This is a genomic window from Desulfurobacteriaceae bacterium, assembly GCA_039832905.1.
Taxonomy (GTDB): domain Bacteria; phylum Aquificota; class Aquificia; order Desulfurobacteriales; family Desulfurobacteriaceae; genus Desulfurobacterium.
Genome location: JBDOLX010000027.1, coordinates 1 through 15974, shown reverse-complemented (window position 1 = coordinate 15974; position 15974 = coordinate 1). Strand labels below are relative to the sequence as shown.

At 36.3% G+C, this 15974-nt stretch carries 16 protein-coding genes; 13 read left to right on the top strand and 3 right to left on the bottom strand.

What is annotated here, in order from left to right; genetic code table 11:
• From ABGX27_01760 to ABGX27_01750, 3 genes are all read right to left on the bottom strand, one after another.
• The coding region (locus ABGX27_01760) for a guanylate kinase (protein MEO2068222.1) at window positions 1–141 on the bottom strand (141 nt) is incomplete at its 3' end.
• A 9-nt stretch (window positions 142–150) separates the two neighbouring features.
• On the bottom strand, window positions 151–1029 hold the full coding sequence (locus tag ABGX27_01755; GenBank protein MEO2068221.1) for a YicC/YloC family endoribonuclease: 879 nt from the start codon (window positions 1027–1029) through the stop codon (window positions 151–153).
• A gap of 8 nt (window positions 1030–1037) precedes the next feature.
• Window positions 1038–2360: a SurA N-terminal domain-containing protein gene (locus ABGX27_01750; protein ID MEO2068220.1), complete on the bottom strand. Its 1323-nt coding sequence runs from the start codon at window positions 2358–2360 to the stop codon at window positions 1038–1040.
• Window positions 2361–2443: 83 nt separating this feature from the next.
• Here ABGX27_01750 and ABGX27_01745 point away from each other — a divergent pair, with 83 nt between their 5' ends.
• From ABGX27_01745 to ABGX27_01685, 13 genes are all read left to right on the top strand, one after another.
• Window positions 2444–3724 carry a hypothetical protein gene (locus ABGX27_01745; GenBank protein ID MEO2068219.1) on the top strand — a complete coding sequence of 427 codons (1281 nt, stop codon included), beginning with the start codon at window positions 2444–2446 and terminating at the stop codon, window positions 3722–3724.
• A gap of 60 nt (window positions 3725–3784) precedes the next feature.
• Window positions 3785–4054 (top strand): 30S ribosomal protein S15, encoded by a 270-nt coding sequence (rpsO, locus tag ABGX27_01740; GenBank protein MEO2068218.1) that lies wholly within the window; start codon window positions 3785–3787, stop codon window positions 4052–4054.
• Window positions 4055–4197: 143 nt separating this feature from the next.
• On the top strand, window positions 4198–6336 hold the full coding sequence (locus ABGX27_01735; GenBank protein MEO2068217.1) for a polyribonucleotide nucleotidyltransferase: 2139 nt from the start codon (window positions 4198–4200) through the stop codon (window positions 6334–6336).
• The gene (locus ABGX27_01730) at window positions 6329–7183 is read left to right on the top strand and encodes a dUTP pyrophosphatase (protein MEO2068216.1); all 855 of its coding nucleotides are present in this window, start codon (window positions 6329–6331) and stop codon (window positions 7181–7183) included. The genes ABGX27_01735 and ABGX27_01730 overlap by 8 nt, the downstream gene beginning before the upstream one ends.
• 13 nt (window positions 7184–7196) lie before the next feature.
• Window positions 7197–7895 (top strand): rhomboid family intramembrane serine protease, encoded by a 699-nt coding sequence (locus tag ABGX27_01725; protein MEO2068215.1) that lies wholly within the window; start codon window positions 7197–7199, stop codon window positions 7893–7895.
• Between the two features lie 111 nt (window positions 7896–8006).
• The gene (locus ABGX27_01720) at window positions 8007–9509 is read left to right on the top strand and encodes a hypothetical protein (GenBank protein ID MEO2068214.1); all 1503 of its coding nucleotides are present in this window, start codon (window positions 8007–8009) and stop codon (window positions 9507–9509) included.
• The gene (locus tag ABGX27_01715; protein ID MEO2068213.1) at window positions 9448–9807 is read left to right on the top strand and encodes a hypothetical protein; all 360 of its coding nucleotides are present in this window, start codon (window positions 9448–9450) and stop codon (window positions 9805–9807) included. Before ABGX27_01720 ends, ABGX27_01715 begins: the two co-directional genes overlap by 62 nt.
• Before the next feature lie 150 nt (window positions 9808–9957).
• A complete protein-coding gene (locus ABGX27_01710; protein ID MEO2068212.1) occupies window positions 9958–10458 on the top strand; it encodes a hypothetical protein in 501 nt (166 codons plus the stop codon).
• 105 nt (window positions 10459–10563) lie between these two features.
• Window positions 10564–12102 carry a 2-isopropylmalate synthase gene (locus tag ABGX27_01705; protein MEO2068211.1) on the top strand — a complete coding sequence of 513 codons (1539 nt, stop codon included), beginning with the start codon at window positions 10564–10566 and terminating at the stop codon, window positions 12100–12102.
• A gap of 123 nt (window positions 12103–12225) precedes the next feature.
• On the top strand, window positions 12226–12609 hold the full coding sequence (rpsL, locus tag ABGX27_01700; protein MEO2068210.1) for a 30S ribosomal protein S12: 384 nt from the start codon (window positions 12226–12228) through the stop codon (window positions 12607–12609).
• A 16-nt stretch (window positions 12610–12625) separates the two neighbouring features.
• Window positions 12626–13096 (top strand): 30S ribosomal protein S7, encoded by a 471-nt coding sequence (rpsG, locus tag ABGX27_01695; protein ID MEO2068209.1) that lies wholly within the window; start codon window positions 12626–12628, stop codon window positions 13094–13096.
• Window positions 13097–13120: 24 nt separating this feature from the next.
• A complete protein-coding gene (fusA, locus tag ABGX27_01690) occupies window positions 13121–15226 on the top strand; it encodes an elongation factor G (GenBank protein ID MEO2068208.1) in 2106 nt (701 codons plus the stop codon).
• Window positions 15227–15344: 118 nt separating this feature from the next.
• A partial coding sequence (locus tag ABGX27_01685; GenBank protein MEO2068207.1) for a GTP-binding protein occupies window positions 15345–15974 on the top strand: 630 nt, incomplete at its 3' end.

The window sequence follows — 15974 nt, the reverse complement described above, 5'->3', positions numbered from 1 at the left end:
GTTTCGTGGTTTCCTTGTCGTGTAAGATATCGAAAACTCTAAGTTTTTAAACTCATCAAGAAGCATCTGACACAACGTTGTCTTTCCTGTTCCGGAAGGAGCGGATATTACGATTAAGAGACCTTTTAACCTATCGGGCATACAGCCTCCTTATTCCACATTTTGCACTTGTTCTTTTATCCTTGCAATTTCTGTCTTTACCTTTATTATAGGGTCGGTAATATCTATCTCTTTTATCTTATTTCCTAAGGTATTTATTTCTCTGTGCATTTCTTGGCATAAGAAATCCAAAGTCTTACCGACAGGTTCTTTTTCATTTAATAACTCTCTAAATCTTTCAATGTGGGCATAAAGTCTTGATACTTCCTCAGAAACATCCTGTTTTTCAGAAAGTAAAGCTACTTCAAGTTCTATTCGTTTTTCAAGATCACTTCCAGTTTCTTCTCCATCCAAAAGTTTTTGAACTTTTTCTTTTAATCTCTTAAAGATCTTTTCTTCTATACCTTCTATTTGATTTTCAATGGTTTTTAGAGTTTTCTCTATAACAGCTAGCTTTTCCTCAAAGTATGCTTTTAGTTTTTCCCCTTCTTTTTCCCTTGCGCTAACGACCATTTGAAGGGCATTTTCCAAAGCCTCAAGAACCACTTCTTTGTACGGTAGAACATCTACATCTTCTTTTTGAAAGACATCAGGAATAGAGAGAATATCTCTTAAGGAAAGATTGACCCTTTCGTTAGCTAAAGCTCCTATTCTTTTTGCGGCTTCGATATACCTTAAAGCTTCTTGATAGTTGATACTTACGGCGATGTTTACGTTTGGAGAAAACTTATAGCTAAGGTAGAGATCAACTTCTCCTCTTTTTAAATATTTCTTTATTGTTTCGTCTATTTCACTAAGTAGAGGATTAAAAATTCTTGGTATGGAGTATCTAATCCTCAGAGCTTTACCGTTTAGCGTACGTATTTCGGCAGTTATCTCTATTTCGCTGTTTTTAGCAGAACCTTTTCCAAAGCCGGTCATACTTCTCATAACATCTCCTACTTGAAAAGCTTTTCGTTTATTTTTATGGTTGCTTTTTGACGTAATAGGTTTACAAGGTTTTGGTAATTGCTTTCTACTTTTACGTTGTAGATTAACTTTCTTAGTTCATCCATCTTTTCTTTTTCTACTTTGTCAACCTCAAGGTCGCTTACCGGTTCAAATACACCAAAACCGTCTGTCAGGGCTAAAAGTATTCTTTTACCTTTTGGAGCATCAAAAAGGTTTTCGATGCTACCTAAATCTAAAGGTTTAAAGTTTTTGAAAAAGTCGTCCTTATTAAGTGGAGGTGTTTTCAAAGGTAATTTTTTCTTTTCTTTTAGCCACTTTTCAGCTTCTTTTCTTGCAAGGAGAGAGGCTTTTTGTTCCTTTATTATAAGTTCTATTTCCTTATAAACTTCTTTTAAAGGTTTAACTATAGTTTTTCCTTTATCTTTAAATAGAACATAGTAGAATTTATTATCGCTCCAAAATCCATAAGTTTTATTTTTGAATTTTTCCAAAAGCTCTTTATCTTTTAGTTCAATAGGGTTAAGCTTTGAAAGTTCTTTTATACTTCCTTCTTTCGCTAAAGAGTAAATTTTTTTGGCTAATTCTTTTGCATCTTTTTTTTCCTTTGAAATTTTCACTACCATATATTTTTCACCTACCCTTTCCTTAAACTGGTCTTTGTTCTTGTTATAGAAATCTTCCACTTCCTTCCTGGAAACATTCACTTTAAAGTCTGAAAACTTAAATATTTTGTATTTAAATTCCCTTTTGCCAAAAGTTTTCCTGTAAAGGTTTTGAAGTTCAAACTCAGTGATTGAAGGTGAATTTTCGATAACAGTTAAAAGCTTTTCGACGAGTAAATCTTTTCTAACTTCTTCTTCAAAAACCTTAGGTGTGAGTCTGTTGGCTTTTAGATACTCATAGTAAAGTTCTTCTGAAAACTTTCCGTTTTTTTGGAAAGACGGAATGGACTTTATCCTTTCTGCTACTGCCCAATCGCTAACTTTTATACCTAGTCTTTCAGCTTCTTGGAGTAAAAGTTCTCTTATGATAAGCCTTTGGAGAGTAGCTATTTTAATTTCTTTATCTTTAAAGAGTTTGCCATAGTTATCACCAAATTGTGCCCTAATTTCATTAATGATTCGATTGTATTCTTTATTGAACTCTACCAAGTCAATAGGTTTCCCGTTTACCGTTGCTACCTCATTTGCCGATGGTCCTCCAACTGACCCCCTTCCCCAAACCAGAAAAATCGTTCCAACAAAGGAAGCAGCCACAATCCATAAGGGTATACTAAATGCCCTCATGTTTTTTCTAATTTTCGAAAGCATTTTTCCTCCGAAAACTTCTTGAATTTTCGTAATAGGGATTTATACTTAAAATAAACGGTTTTCTCAAGCTAAGGAGTCTTTAAGTGAAAAAGAGCTATAAGAAGAACTCCTACCTTTCCCAAGTCGAACTAACTTCTCTGATTAAGAAAGCGGAGCACCTTATTAAGGCTAAGAATTTTAAAAAGGCGGTAGAAGAATTAGAAAAGTTTAAGCATAAGGTAAGAAATGTCGATTTTTTCCTTTTGCTTGCAGAGGCTTACGAAGGTCTTGGAGATAGGGAAAAAGCAGAAGCTTACTTTGATGAAGCAAAATTCCTTGACACTGAAATTCGCTCCAAGGAAAAAATAAGAAAAGGTTCAAAGCTTATAGAGAAGAGAAACTTTAAAGATGCGGAGAAAGAACTTTTAGAATCGATAGAACTAAATCCTTTTGAGAAAGAGGCTTACTGGGAACTCTATAAGCTTTACAGAGAGATTGGCAATTATAAAGGGATGATAAACGCCTTAGAGACGCTTATAACTTTAGATCCTTACAGTGAGTCTTTCTATTTAGAACTTTCGCACCTTTACGCGATAAAGAAACACTTTAAAAAAGCAGCAGAAGTTCTTCTCTCAGGAGTAGAGAGAATTGGTTCTCCGGATCTTCACTTTGAGCTTGGAAAACTTTATGCCGATATGGGAAGGATGGAAGATGCTAAAAATGAAATTTCAAAAGCGTGTTTGATGGACTTTATGAATATTGAGTATAGGCAAGCACTTGCGGAGGTAATGGTAAAAAATGAAAGTTACGAAGAAGCTTTAGAGGTTGTTCTTTCTACTTTGGAACTCTATCCTGATGCTGTTTACGTCATTTTAAGTGCAGCTGCCCTGTTTGATATTCTAGGTAAGGAAGATGTAGCAGAATACTATTACAGATTAGCTATTTCTAAATGTTACGGAGAATCATTCCTTCTAGAGGACGTTAAAAAGACTTTTACTGAATTTTTAATAGATAAAGGAAGGTATGATGAGGCAGAAGAGATATTAAAGGAAATGATAGAAACTTCTGATAATGTTTGGACTTTACTTGATTCTTTTTCTGATCTTGCTGTAATACTTGTTGAACAGGAAAGGTTAAGTGAGCTTATAGAGATTGGAGAGTTTGTTTTGGAGAACCCAGATCTTCCTGAGGATGAGTATTGGGAAGTTGCTGAAATAGTTGCAGATGCTCTTTTCGAAGAAAAAAGATACGGGGAAGCAAAAGAGTATTATAGAGGGATTTTAAATAATTCTCCTGACGAAAAGCTTAAGAAAAGAGCTTACAGTAAGTTAAAAGAAGTGGAAGAAATAGAATCCTTAGAGAGGATGCTTGAAAACTCTAAATGACTTTGATAAATTTCCATTTGCCTTTTGCCACCGGTGAAAAGTTATAAGGAGGGTTTTTAGATGGCAGTAGATAAAGATGTTGTTCAAGAGATTGTAAAGAAGTACGGCTTTCACGAGAAGGACACAGGTTCCCCAGAAGTTCAGATTGCTATTCTTACAGAAAGGATAAAGAACCTTACAGAGCACTTTAAAGTTCACAAGCACGACAACTACAATAAAAGAGCTCTTCAAAGGCTTGTTGGAAGAAGAAAGAAGCTTCTTAAGTACCTTAGAGAGAAGGACTTTAACAGATACCAAAACATTGTTCTTAAGCTTGGTCTAAGAAAGTAATCCTTGGAGGGCGTTCTGCCCTCTTCAGTTTAACCTAAAGTCCCTTCAAAGGTCTTTATCCTTCTTTTCTTAAATGAAAAACAAGAATAAAATAGGTGTGTCCATGTTATTATTTTGAATAAAGCCAAAAGTTGGAGGTAAGAATGTCTATTTCAGAAGTTGCAATAGAGGTTGGGGGAAGACCTCTAAGGTTTCAAACCGGAAAAGTGGCTAAGCAAGCTGATGGAGCTATTATTGTTTCTCAAGGCGATACTATGGTTCTTGTTACTGCTGTTATGAGCGATGAACCAAGAGAAGATGTCGATTTCTTTCCGCTTCTTGTTGAGTATAGAGAAAAAGCTTATGCTGCTGGAAAAATTCCAGGGGGATTTATAAAAAGAGAAGGAAAACCAACCGATGAAGAAATTTTAAAGTCAAGAGTTATAGACCGTTCCATTAGACCTATTTTTCCAAAGGGTTTTAGAAACGATGTTCAAGTTATAGCCTTTGTTATATCTGCAGATCAGGAAAACGACCCTGCGGTTCTTGCCATAAACGGTGCTTCTGCGGCATTACATATTTCAAGAATTCCATTTGAAAAGCCCGTTGGAGCTGTTAGAGTTGCAAGAGTAAACGGAAAGTTCGTCATAAATCCTTCTTACGAGCAGCTTCAAGAAGCTGATATAAACCTTATAGTTTCAGGAACAGAAGATGCTGTTGTAATGGTTGAAGGAGGAGCAAAGGAAGTTCCTGAAGAAGAAATTCTTGATGCGATAGAACTTGCACATGAGGAAATTAAAAAGTCTATAAAGGCTCAAGAAGAATTGAGAACATTAGCTGGAAAAGAAAAGTACGAATTTATTACCCCTTCTCTTGATGAAGATACAAAAGCCAAAATTGAAAAATGGGTGTTTGAAAGAATTGAACCAATAATAACCATAAAAGATAAAGCTGAAAGAAAGAAGAAGCTTAAAGAGTTAGAAGAACTTATGCTTATAGAGTTAAACATTCCAGAAGAAGAACACGGTCTTGCAAAAGAAGCGTTTGCCGAAGCTGAAAAGAAATTTGTAAGAGGTATGGTTCTTGAAAAAGGTATAAGAATTGATGGTAGAAAACCTGATGAAATAAGACCTATTTCTATTGAAGTTGGTTTACTTCCAAGAGCTCACGGATCAGCACTCTTTACGAGGGGACAAACCCAAGCGCTGGTTAGTGCTACTTTAGGAACACCAGAAGAATACCAGCTTGTAGAAGGTTTAATGCCAGAAGAACAGAAAAGATTTATGCTTCACTATAACTTCCCTCCTTTCTGCGTAGGAGAAATTTCTCCTTTAAAGAAGCCTGGAAGAAGGGAAATTGGACACGGTGCTTTGGCAGAGAGAGCTTTAGCTCCAGTTATACCGTCAGATGAGGAGTTTCCTTACGTAATTCGCGTTGTTTCTGACATTTTAGAGTCTAACGGTTCTTCTTCCATGGCAACAGTTTGTGGTGGAAGTTTGGCTCTAATGGATGCTGGTGTTCCTATTAAGGCACAAGTTGCCGGTATTGCTATGGGACTTATCATGGAAGGAGATAAGTTTGTTGTTCTTTCGGACATCTTAGGAGACGAAGACCACCTTGGAGATATGGACTTCAAGGTAGCTGGAACGAGAAAAGGCGTTACTGCTATCCAAATGGACTTAAAGGTTAAAGGAATAAGCAGAGAAGTTCTATCAAAAGCTTTAGCTCAAGCAAGGGAAGGAAGGCTTTACATCCTTGATAAGATGGATGCAGTTATTTCTAAACCAAGAGAGAACATTTCTCCATACGCTCCAAGGATAGTTTCTACAAAGATTGAACCTGAAAAGTCCCGTGATCTCATAGGACCTTCTGGAAAGACGATTAAGACAATTATTGATAAGACAGGAGTTAAGATAACCATTAAAGAAGATGGAACTGTTTTAGTTTCTGCTCCAAACGAAGAAGCTGCAGCTCAGGCTATTAAGATGATTGAAGATGTTACAAGAGACTTAGAAATTGGTGGAACATACCTTGGAAAGGTTACAAGGGTTGAAAACTACGGTGCTTTCGTAGAGCTTGTTCCAGGAAAAATAGGTCTAATTCACATTTCTAAGCTTCCAAAAGATGTTCAAGAGAACATTTTTGAGAAGATAAAAGTTTCCGATGTCATTCCAGTTAAGATCTTAGAGTTTGATCCTCTTGGAAGACCAAAACTTAGTAGAATTGATGTAACTCTTGAAGAGGAAAAGAAATTAAGAGAACAAGGTGGATTTTACGCAGATCCGGAGAAGCAAGATGAGTAATTGGGCTGCTGGTTGGATATACGCTAAAGGGTTAACTATAGAGTTTAATGAAAGATTCTTAGATGTTGCTGTTAAAATTTTTAATACCTTTGGCGGTAAGTTAGAAAAGAGGGGGAATAACTTCCTCCTCATTCTTTCATCTTATCCTGAAGTTAAAGAAGTAGATCTTTCTTTTATAAAAGGGGTTTTTGAAGCAAAGGGTCTTTGGGGAAGTAAAACGGTTTACGTTCCTTTCATAGATAACTTTAAAGAAGAAATGAAAAAAACTCTTTCTCAATTTTTCCCAACGTTTAGTAAAGAAGGTGCCTTTATAACAGGTGATAATGCAGACCTTTTCTTACATTCCCTTTATGATGAACCTTGCGAAGAAAAGTCTGAATACTTCTTTGAAAAGTTTCTTTCTCTTCTTACTGGAGACTCATGGGAAAGACTATCTTTTAAAATTTCTCTTGAAGAGGGAGCTTTACCTCCATTTAAAAAGAGAATATCTGATAGTGGTTGGGATTTACATCTTGTTAAGCTTATAAAAAAAGAAGGAAATCTCTATTTCTTTGATACCGGTGTAAGAGTAGCTCCTCCAAGAGGTTACTACTTTGATCTTGTTCCTCGTTCTTCAATTTATAAGAGCGGTTTTATCTTGGCGAATTCTGTTGGAATAATAGATATGACCTACCGTGGAACTATTAAAGTTCCACTTATAAAAGTGGATCCTTCAAAAGAAGATCCGAAACTTCCTTGGAGAGCTGTTCAGCTTATTCCAAGAAGATATTTCCCTCTTGAGATGGAAATAGTTAACTCTTTAGACAGAACGTTAAGAGGAGAGGGAGGTTTTGGTAGTACAGGATAGGGGGGGATAAAAGTTGATTCCTTTAAAAGATATTAATCCCAGTCGGTCTAAGCCTGTAGTTACTATTTTCTTAATTGTTGTATGCGTCCTTATTTTCCTATATGAGCTTATTCTTGGACCTTACAACCAATTGTTTTTAAGAATGTTTGGAGTTATTCCCTTTGAAATATCCCACGGTGTAGACCTTCCTCCACCCTCTCCACTTGCTCCATACGGAACGCTTATTTCTTATCAATACCTTCATGGGGGAATACTACACATACTTGGAAACATGCTATTCCTTTGGGTTTTTGGGGATAACGTTGAAGATTACTTTGGAAAGTTAAAGTTTTTTATCTTCTACACTGTTTGTGGAATAGTAGCAGCTCTTTTACAGGTGGCTGTATATCCTGACTCTGACATTCCACTAATAGGAGCTTCCGGGGCTATAAGTGGAGTTTTAGGTGCTTATATGGTTCTATTTCCAAGAGCAAAAATAATAACTTTAATCTTCATTCTTTTCTTCATAGATATCATTGCCGTTCCTGCAGTGATTTGGATTAGCTTCTGGTTTTTTATGCAGTTTATAAGTGCTCTCTTTTCTATAAACCATCTTGGCATGGGTGGAGTTGCTTGGTTTGCTCATATTGGGGGATTTTTGGCAGGGGTGATTTTAGCTAAGCTGTTTGCCTCAAAAGAAAGGGAAGATGAGGAAAGAAAAGATGGCAAATAAGTCCTTTATTGAATTAATCAGTTTTCAATTAAGATAGTTTTGAAAAGTATAAGTTTCTATCCAAGATCAAAATAAATTTTTAAATAAAATTAAGTAAAGTGGGGATGGGTTATGAGACGAATAATAAAATACATAGTTTTTTTATTGTTGTTAATTTCAATATGTGGATACTTATATATAAAAATGGTGGAAAACGAATTAGTAAAGATCCACTTAAGATATGAAAAGCTAGTTTCTTCTTCTAATCTTCAAGAAGTATTAGATGAATTGCCTCATCTGCAAGGTAAAGTATATAAAATATGCCAATTAATAAGCATTAAAGCCTGCGAGGAACTCTTAAAAGAGTTAAAAAGAGAAAGAGTTATAGAAAAGTTTGTAATCAATCAAGAGAAAATACTTAGTAGTTTGTATTCAACCTGTATGAATTATCCATTAAAAGCTAGGATAGAGGATTTTGATATTTTTATCAATCAACTAATTTCTGCGGAAAACTTGATATCTGATAATGATCAAAAAGAAGATATTAAGATTCTAATAGTAAAAGCTAATAAAAAAAAGAACATTTGTTCAAAGATAAGACTCATACAGGATGATATATCCATCTTTGAAAAGAAACTAAAAGATTCTCGTACTTCTATAGAGGAACTTAATAAAATAATAACTATTAGTTCGATATACATGACAGCTTATAATAACATATTAACCAAACAACAAAAGAAAAATCTGTCGAGCATAATACAGAAGGGGATATCAAAAAAATGTTCTAAAGAAGTGGACGATTTCCTAGATAAAAATTTAGAAATGATAGAAAGTTATGCTGCCAAGCTCAGAAACATAAAAAGTAATATACTTAATGATCTTGCGACCTATCTTATTAATGTTGGAAAAACTAACTCTGACCTCTTTATAAATAAGCTTCTATCCTCCGATACTTTAGTCAATTATTTTAAGTCTGATAATAAGACAGAATTTTTGATTAACCTCTATCAAGACTATTTTCTGAATAGAGATATGTTACAAGATGCTATGGAAAGGATTTATGAATACAATCAACAACTTGCTGATCAGGAATCGAGGAATTTACTTTATTTATTATATAGGGAGTTATATGAGTATACAAAGTTACATGATGAAATTGCTTTTACCATTAAATCCGAACCAAAATTCAACATAGATAAATGGGATATACCCTTTAAAAAGTCCGATATTCTGCACATAGATCTTAGCTCTATAGAAGCACTTAAATCTAATGTCAACAAAATCTTAATTTTACATGGAGTAAACATAGTATCACTACCTTTAAATCTGTTGTTATCTCTAATAACAGATGCACTAACATCGTCCTACAATGATGTTCTTAGAAAAAATATAGAAAAACTGTTAGCAGAGATGCTTGTAGAACAATATCTTTATATTAAAGCTAAGTTGGAACTTTCGCCATATGGAATAGATACTAAATTGAAACAGACTTTTGAGAATACCATAAAAGATTTTCAAAATCAAGCATATAAAGCATGTATCATAATTAATACTAGAGTTTTTGAGGGGAGGAATGAAGAAGATAATCACAATCGTAACTATAGTGACTTTATTCGAATCATACATTCCCAGTAATGCTGGAGTAGTAAATTGGGTTCTCAGGAAAATATTAAAGGATGAAATTCCTAGAAGCACAAAATCTTATGGGCTCTCTAAAAAAGGTAAGCTAATTCGTTTGATCGAAAGGGCAGGCTTAAAAAGTAAGGAAGGTAGATTAATAAATGAAGACCTTGGTCTTTTACCAAAAACTCTTACAGAAAAGGTAATTCCTAAAATTGATTACTCGAAACTTTATCTCAAAATTTTCGCGAAATCTCTTAAAGATATAAGAAATCTAGAAGAAAAAGAAATAATTATTTTGGGTAACAAATGATATATTCTTTATCCTAAATCTTTAAGTAACGTTAAAAGTATAATATCCAAATCTCAACTACATAAAGAAATATTCATAAGGATTCCAAAAACCTCAGAAATAAAACTTAAAACAATAGATAATATTGTAGGAAAGTTAACTGAAAACATAATGGATAAATACTATAAGTTAGGAGGATGGGAAAAATTACCTGGAGAAGTAGGAAGAAATGGAATAGATGGGCTATACATTAAGAGAAGTAATAAAGGAAAAATAATAGACGTACTAATAGCAGAATCCAAATACAATAAGTCCCAATTAGGTAATACTCTTTGTGGTAAACAAATGTCAAAATCCTGGATACTATGTAAAATAGATGATTTAATAAAGAAAGAGAAAGACCCTAAACAAAGGAAAGAATATCAAGAAATAAGAAAATTTATTGAAAATGATGTGTATAGAGCAGAACTCTGTAATTTGAGTATGGAAAATAATAAAATAATTATAACCAAGAAAAAGATTCATCAGAAAGGAAACACTAATGTGAAAATAGAGACAATAGAAACCAAAAAGATAGATTTATATGATCCTAAAAATCATTTCGAACAAGAAATAGTAAATTCATTTAAATACAATCTTGAAATTCTACCGAAAACAGTAGGTTCTTTATGAATTTGGAGAATTCTTAGAATTAGAAAAAGAAAGAAGAGTTACTCTTTGCTGTTTCTCGTGAAAGGAATAATTTAAAATTCCAAAAAAGATTTTGGAGGATATACCTTGGAAAAGGAGAAGTTGTACATATTTGATACTACTTTAAGGGATGGAGAACAAACTGCCGGAGTTAACTTAACAGTTGACGAAAAAGTTCAAATAGCTAAACAACTTGAAAGACTTGGGGTTGATGTAATAGAAGCAGGTTTTGCAATAAGTTCTCCGGCAGACTTTGAAGCAATTAGAAGAATCTCTAAAGAAGTTAAGAGATCTTCAGTCTGTTCCCTTGCAAGGGCTGTAGAACAGGATATAAAAGTCGCTTGGGATGCTCTAAAAGAAGCTGAAAAACCAAGAATTCATACTTTTATTGCTACTTCCGACATTCATCTTAAGTATAAACTGAAAATGTCAAGAGAGGAAGCCCTAAAAAGAGCTGTTGAGGCTGTAAGACTTATTCAAGATGTAAGTGAGGGAAGGGCAGAAGTAGAGTTTTCTGCTGAAGATGCTGGTAGAACAGATTTAAAGTACCTTTTTGAAGTTTTAGAAGCTGTAATTGAAGCTGGAGCAAAAGTTGTAAACATTCCGGATACCGTAGGTTATGCAATACCTGATGAGTGGTACGAAAGAATCTTGGCTATTAAGGAGAATGTTCCAAATATAGATAAAGCAATTATTAGTGTTCACTGCCACAATGACTTGGGGCTTGCTACTGCAAATTCTTTAATGGCTGTTAAAGCTGGGGCAAGACAGGTTGAGTGCACTATAAACGGTATCGGTGAAAGAGCCGGAAATGCTGCTATGGAAGAAATAGTTATGGCTATAAAAGTTAGGTCTGATCAGTTTCCAGTTTATACAGACATTGATACAACACAAATCTACAGAACCTCCCAGCTTGTAAGCAGATTAACGGGAATGATGATTGCTCGTAATAAACCAATAGTTGGAGAGAATGCGTTTGCCCACGAATCTGGAATACACCAGCATGGAGTTCTTGCAAAAAGGGAAACCTACGAAATTATGAAGCCAGAAGATATTGGATTAAAAGAGTCAAAGATTGTTCTTGGTAAGCATTCTGGAAGACACGCCTTTAAGAAAAAGCTTGAAGAGATGGGAATAAAGCTTTCCGAAGAACAAATAGAGAAGGCATTTACGAAATTCAAAGAACTTGCTTCCCGTAAAAAAGAAATTTACGATGTTGATATTGAACTTATAGTTGAAGGACTTGAGGGAGAAAGAGAAAAGATTTTTGATTTAGTTTATAACCAAGCTGTAAGCGGTAAGGGAATAATCCCTTCTGCTACTGTGAAAGTAAAGACTTTAGAAGGGGAAAAGCTTGGACTTGCCGTTGGAAATGGACCGGTAGATGCTACTTATAAGGCAATAAAGAATGCGTTAGGTTTAGAAGATAAAATTGTTCTAAAAGACTTTAAGATAAGAGCTCTTACAGCCGGTACAGATGCTCTTGCTGAAGTTTACCTTACTATTGAGGGAGAAGGAATTAGGGTCAGCGGTAGAGGAGTAGATGCGGACATTGTTAGAGCATCAGCTTTAGCATTTTTGGAGGCACTTGATAGGTTAGAAAGAAGAAAGCAGAAAAGTTGTTAACTTTTATTACATTTGGAGTTTTATGGAAGCTTGCTTTTTTACTTTTGGGGATTATCATCTTTCTTGACAAACTCTTTTTCCTTTGTTTATATTCAGCCCGCAAACTAAAATAGGAGGAGTAGTATGCCCACAATTAACCAGCTTGTAAGAAAGGGGCGTGAGAAGAAAGTTAAACGTTCCAAAGCCCCAGCTCTTCAAGGGTGCCCTCAAAAGAGAGGGGTATGTATTAGAGTTTTTACAACTACACCAAAGAAGCCAAACTCTGCTCTCCGTAAGGTAGCAAGGGTAAGGCTCTCTAACGGTATTGAAGTAACAGCTTACATTCCAGGAATTGGACACAACCTACAAGAACACTCTGTAGTTCTTGTAAGGGGTGGAAGGGTTAAGGACCTTCCAGGTGTTCGTTACAAGATCATTCGTGGAGCTCTTGACGCTGCAGGCGTTGAGGGTAGAAGACAATCAAGATCCAAGTATGGAACAAAAAGACCTAAAGATCAGAAAAAATAATTAGGAGAGGAAGGACATGCCAAGGAAAGGACCTGTTCCACCAAGAGAAATTCTTACAGACCCAGTTTATGGAGACAAGCTTGTAGCTAAGCTTATTAACAAGGTTATGAAGGACGGTAAAAAGAGTAAAGCTGAAAAGATCGTTTACGGTGCTTTTGAGATCATTAGAGAAAAGCTTGGAGAAGATCCACTTGCAGTATTTCACAAAGCAGTAGAAAACGTAAAACCAATTATGGAAGTACGTCCACGCCGTGTTGGTGGTGCTACATATCAGGTACCAATGGAAGTAAATGAAAGAAGACAAATACATCTTGCTTTAAAGTGGATCGTGGACGCTGCACGTGCTCGTTCTGAGCGCGGAATGGTTAATAAGCTTGCAAACGAACTTATTGACGCTTATAACGAGAGGGGCGGAGCTTACAAGAAGAAAGAAGATACCCACAGAATGGCTGAAGCTAACAAGGCTTTTGCTCATTACAGGTGGTAAACCAAAGAGGTGTAGGAGGCTAAGTTGAGTAAGAATCAAGCTTTGATTAAGCAAATTAAGGTTCCTTTGGAAAAAGTTAGAAACATTGGAATTATTGCTCACATTGACGCAGGAAAGACAACAACAACAGAACGTATCCTTTACTATACAGGTAGGATTCACAAGATCGGTGAGGTGCACGAAGGTGCCGCCGAAATGGACTGGATGGAACAGGAAAAGGAAAGGGGTATCACAATTACTTCTGCGACGACAACATGTTTTTGGAGAGATCACAGAATTAACATAGTTGATACCCCTGGACACGTTGACTTTACAATTGAAGTTGAACGTTCCCTTCGTGTTCTTGACGGTGCTGTAACAATCCTTTGTTCTGTTGGTAGAGTTCAGCCACAGACAGAGACAGTTTGGAGACAGGCTGATAAGTACAGAGTTCCAAGAATTATTTTTGTTAACAAAATGGACAGAATTGGAGCGGACTTCTTTGCAGTAGTAGCCGATGTTGAAGAAAAGCTTGGAGCAAAGCCTGTTCCTGTTCAAATACCCGTAGGTGCTGAAGACAACTTCAAGGGTGTTGTAGACCTTATTTCTATGAAAGCTATCATCTGGGATGAAGAAACTCTCGGAGCTAAGTTCCACTATGAAGATATTCCGGATGATCTCCTCCCTGTTGCTGAAGAGTGGCGTGAAAAGATGCTTGAAGCTATTGCAGATGTAGATGAAGAATTAATGATGAAGTACTTAGAAGGGGAGGAGATTACTGAAGAAGAAATAAAGCAAGCACTAAGAAAAGGAACAATTGAACTTAAATTCTTCCCAATGCTTTGCGGTTCTGCATTCAAAAACAAAGGTGTTCAGCCACTTCTTGATGCAATAGTGGATTACCTACCATCTCCACTTGATATACCTCCAGTAAAAGGGGTAAATCCAAAGACTGGAGAAGAAGAAGAAAGAAAGGCTTCTTATGATGAACCATTCTCAGCTCTTGCTTTTAAGATCCTCACAGACCCATACGTTGGACAACTTACATTTATTAGAGTTTACTCTGGTTTAATGGAATCAGGTTCTTACGTTTACAACGCTACAAAGGATAAGAAAGAAAGACTTGCAAGAATCCTCCGTATGCACGCTAACAAGAGAGAGGAAATCCCAGTTCTTGGTGCTGGAGACATCGCAGCAGCTGTTGGTTTAAGAGATACAACAACAGGAGATACACTCTGCGATCCAGACCATCCAATCCTCTTAGAGGCTATGGAGTTCCCAGAACCTGTTATTTCCGTTGCTGTAGAACCAAAGACAAAGGCAGACCAAGAAAAGCTTTCTATCGCTCTTCAAAAGCTTGCAAAGGAAGACCCATCATTTAGAGTTTCTGTTGACCACGAAACAGGACAGACAATTATTTCCGGTATGGGTGAACTTCACCTTGAAATTATTGTTGACAGACTAAAAAGAGAATTCAAAGTAGATGTTAACGTTGGTAGACCACAGGTTGCTTACAGAGAAACAATTAGAAAAGAAGTTACTTCCGAAGGTAAATTCATTAAGCAGACAGGTGGTAGAGGTCAGTACGGTCACGTATGGCTTAAGATTGAGCCACTTGGAAGAGGAGAAGGATTTGAATTCCATGAAACAATTAAGGGTGGGGTTGTTCCAAAAGAGTACATTCCAGCTGTTGAAGCTGGTGTGAAAGAAGCTATGGAAACAGGAGTTGTTGCCGGTTATCCAATGACAGATATCAAGGTTACTCTCTTTGATGGTTCTTACCACGAAGTTGACTCCTCTGAAATGGCGTTTAAGATTGCTGCTTCTATCGCCTTCAAGGAAGGTGCTAAAAAAGCGGATCCTGTTCTTCTTGAACCAATCATGGAAGTTGAAGTTACAACTCCTGAAGAGTTCATGGGAGATGTTATTGGAGACCTAAACAAGCGTCGTGGTAGAGTTCAAGGAATGGAAGCAAGAGGTAATGCTCAAGTGATTAGAGCTCTTGTACCTCTTGCTGAGATGTTTGGATATGCTACTGATCTTCGTTCTATGACTCAAGGTAGAGCAACTTATATTATGAAGTTTAGCCATTATGAAGAAGTTCCACCAAACGTTGCTGAGCAGATAATCGGAGAAAGAACAGGTAATTAAGAGTTTTTGAGGTGGGAAGTCTCAACGGCTTCCCCCTTTACAAATTTTTATTTTTGCATATAATTTTACGCCGCTTGGTCTTTTAAAAATCAATAAGGAAATTTTAGGAGGATAAATCATGGCGAAGCAAAAATTTGAGAGGAAGAAGCCCCACAAGAACGTGGGAACAATTGGACACGTTGACCACGGAAAAACAACCCTCACAGCAGCAATCACACACTGCCTTTCTCTAAAAGGTCTTGCACAAGAAGTAGCTTACGACCAAATCGATAAAGCTCCAGAAGAAAGAGAAAGAGGTATCACTATCGCTACTGCTCACGTTGAATACGAATCTGACAAATACCACTACGCTCACGTTGACTGCCCAGGACACGCCGACTACATCAAGAACATGATCACCGGTGCCGCTCAAATGGACGGTGCTATCCTTGTAGTATCCGCTGCTGACGGTCCAATGCCTCAAACAAGAGAACACGTTCTCCTTGCAAGACAAGTTAACGTTCCTTACATCGTTGTATTCCTCAACAAGTGTGACATGGTAGACGACGAAGAACTCCTTGAACTCGTTGAACTTGAAGTAAGAGAACTCCTCAACGAATATGGATTCCCAGGAGACGAAGTTCCTGTAATCAGAGGTTCCGCTCTTAAAGCACTTGAGTGTACATCTGCAGACTGCCCAGACTGTCAACCAATCTACGAACTTGTAAACGCTCTTGACGAATACGTTCCAGAACCAGTAAGAGAAGTA

Coding starts and splice junctions, on each gene's coding strand:
- ABGX27_01755 (MEO2068221.1), bottom strand. CDS start 1,029: ATGAGAAGTATGACCGGCTTTGGAAAAGGTTCTGCTAAAAACAGCGAA.
- ABGX27_01750 (MEO2068220.1), bottom strand. CDS start 2,360: ATGCTTTCGAAAATTAGAAAAAACATGAGGGCATTTAGTATACCCTTA.
- rpsO (MEO2068218.1), top strand. CDS start 3,785: ATGGCAGTAGATAAAGATGTTGTTCAAGAGATTGTAAAGAAGTACGGC.
- ABGX27_01735 (MEO2068217.1), top strand. CDS start 4,198: ATGTCTATTTCAGAAGTTGCAATAGAGGTTGGGGGAAGACCTCTAAGG.
- ABGX27_01730 (MEO2068216.1), top strand. CDS start 6,329: ATGAGTAATTGGGCTGCTGGTTGGATATACGCTAAAGGGTTAACTATA.
- ABGX27_01720 (MEO2068214.1), top strand. CDS start 8,007: ATGAGACGAATAATAAAATACATAGTTTTTTTATTGTTGTTAATTTCA.
- ABGX27_01715 (MEO2068213.1), top strand. CDS start 9,448: ATGAAGAAGATAATCACAATCGTAACTATAGTGACTTTATTCGAATCA.
- ABGX27_01710 (MEO2068212.1), top strand. CDS start 9,958: ATGGATAAATACTATAAGTTAGGAGGATGGGAAAAATTACCTGGAGAA.
- rpsL (MEO2068210.1), top strand. CDS start 12,226: ATGCCCACAATTAACCAGCTTGTAAGAAAGGGGCGTGAGAAGAAAGTT.
- rpsG (MEO2068209.1), top strand. CDS start 12,626: ATGCCAAGGAAAGGACCTGTTCCACCAAGAGAAATTCTTACAGACCCA.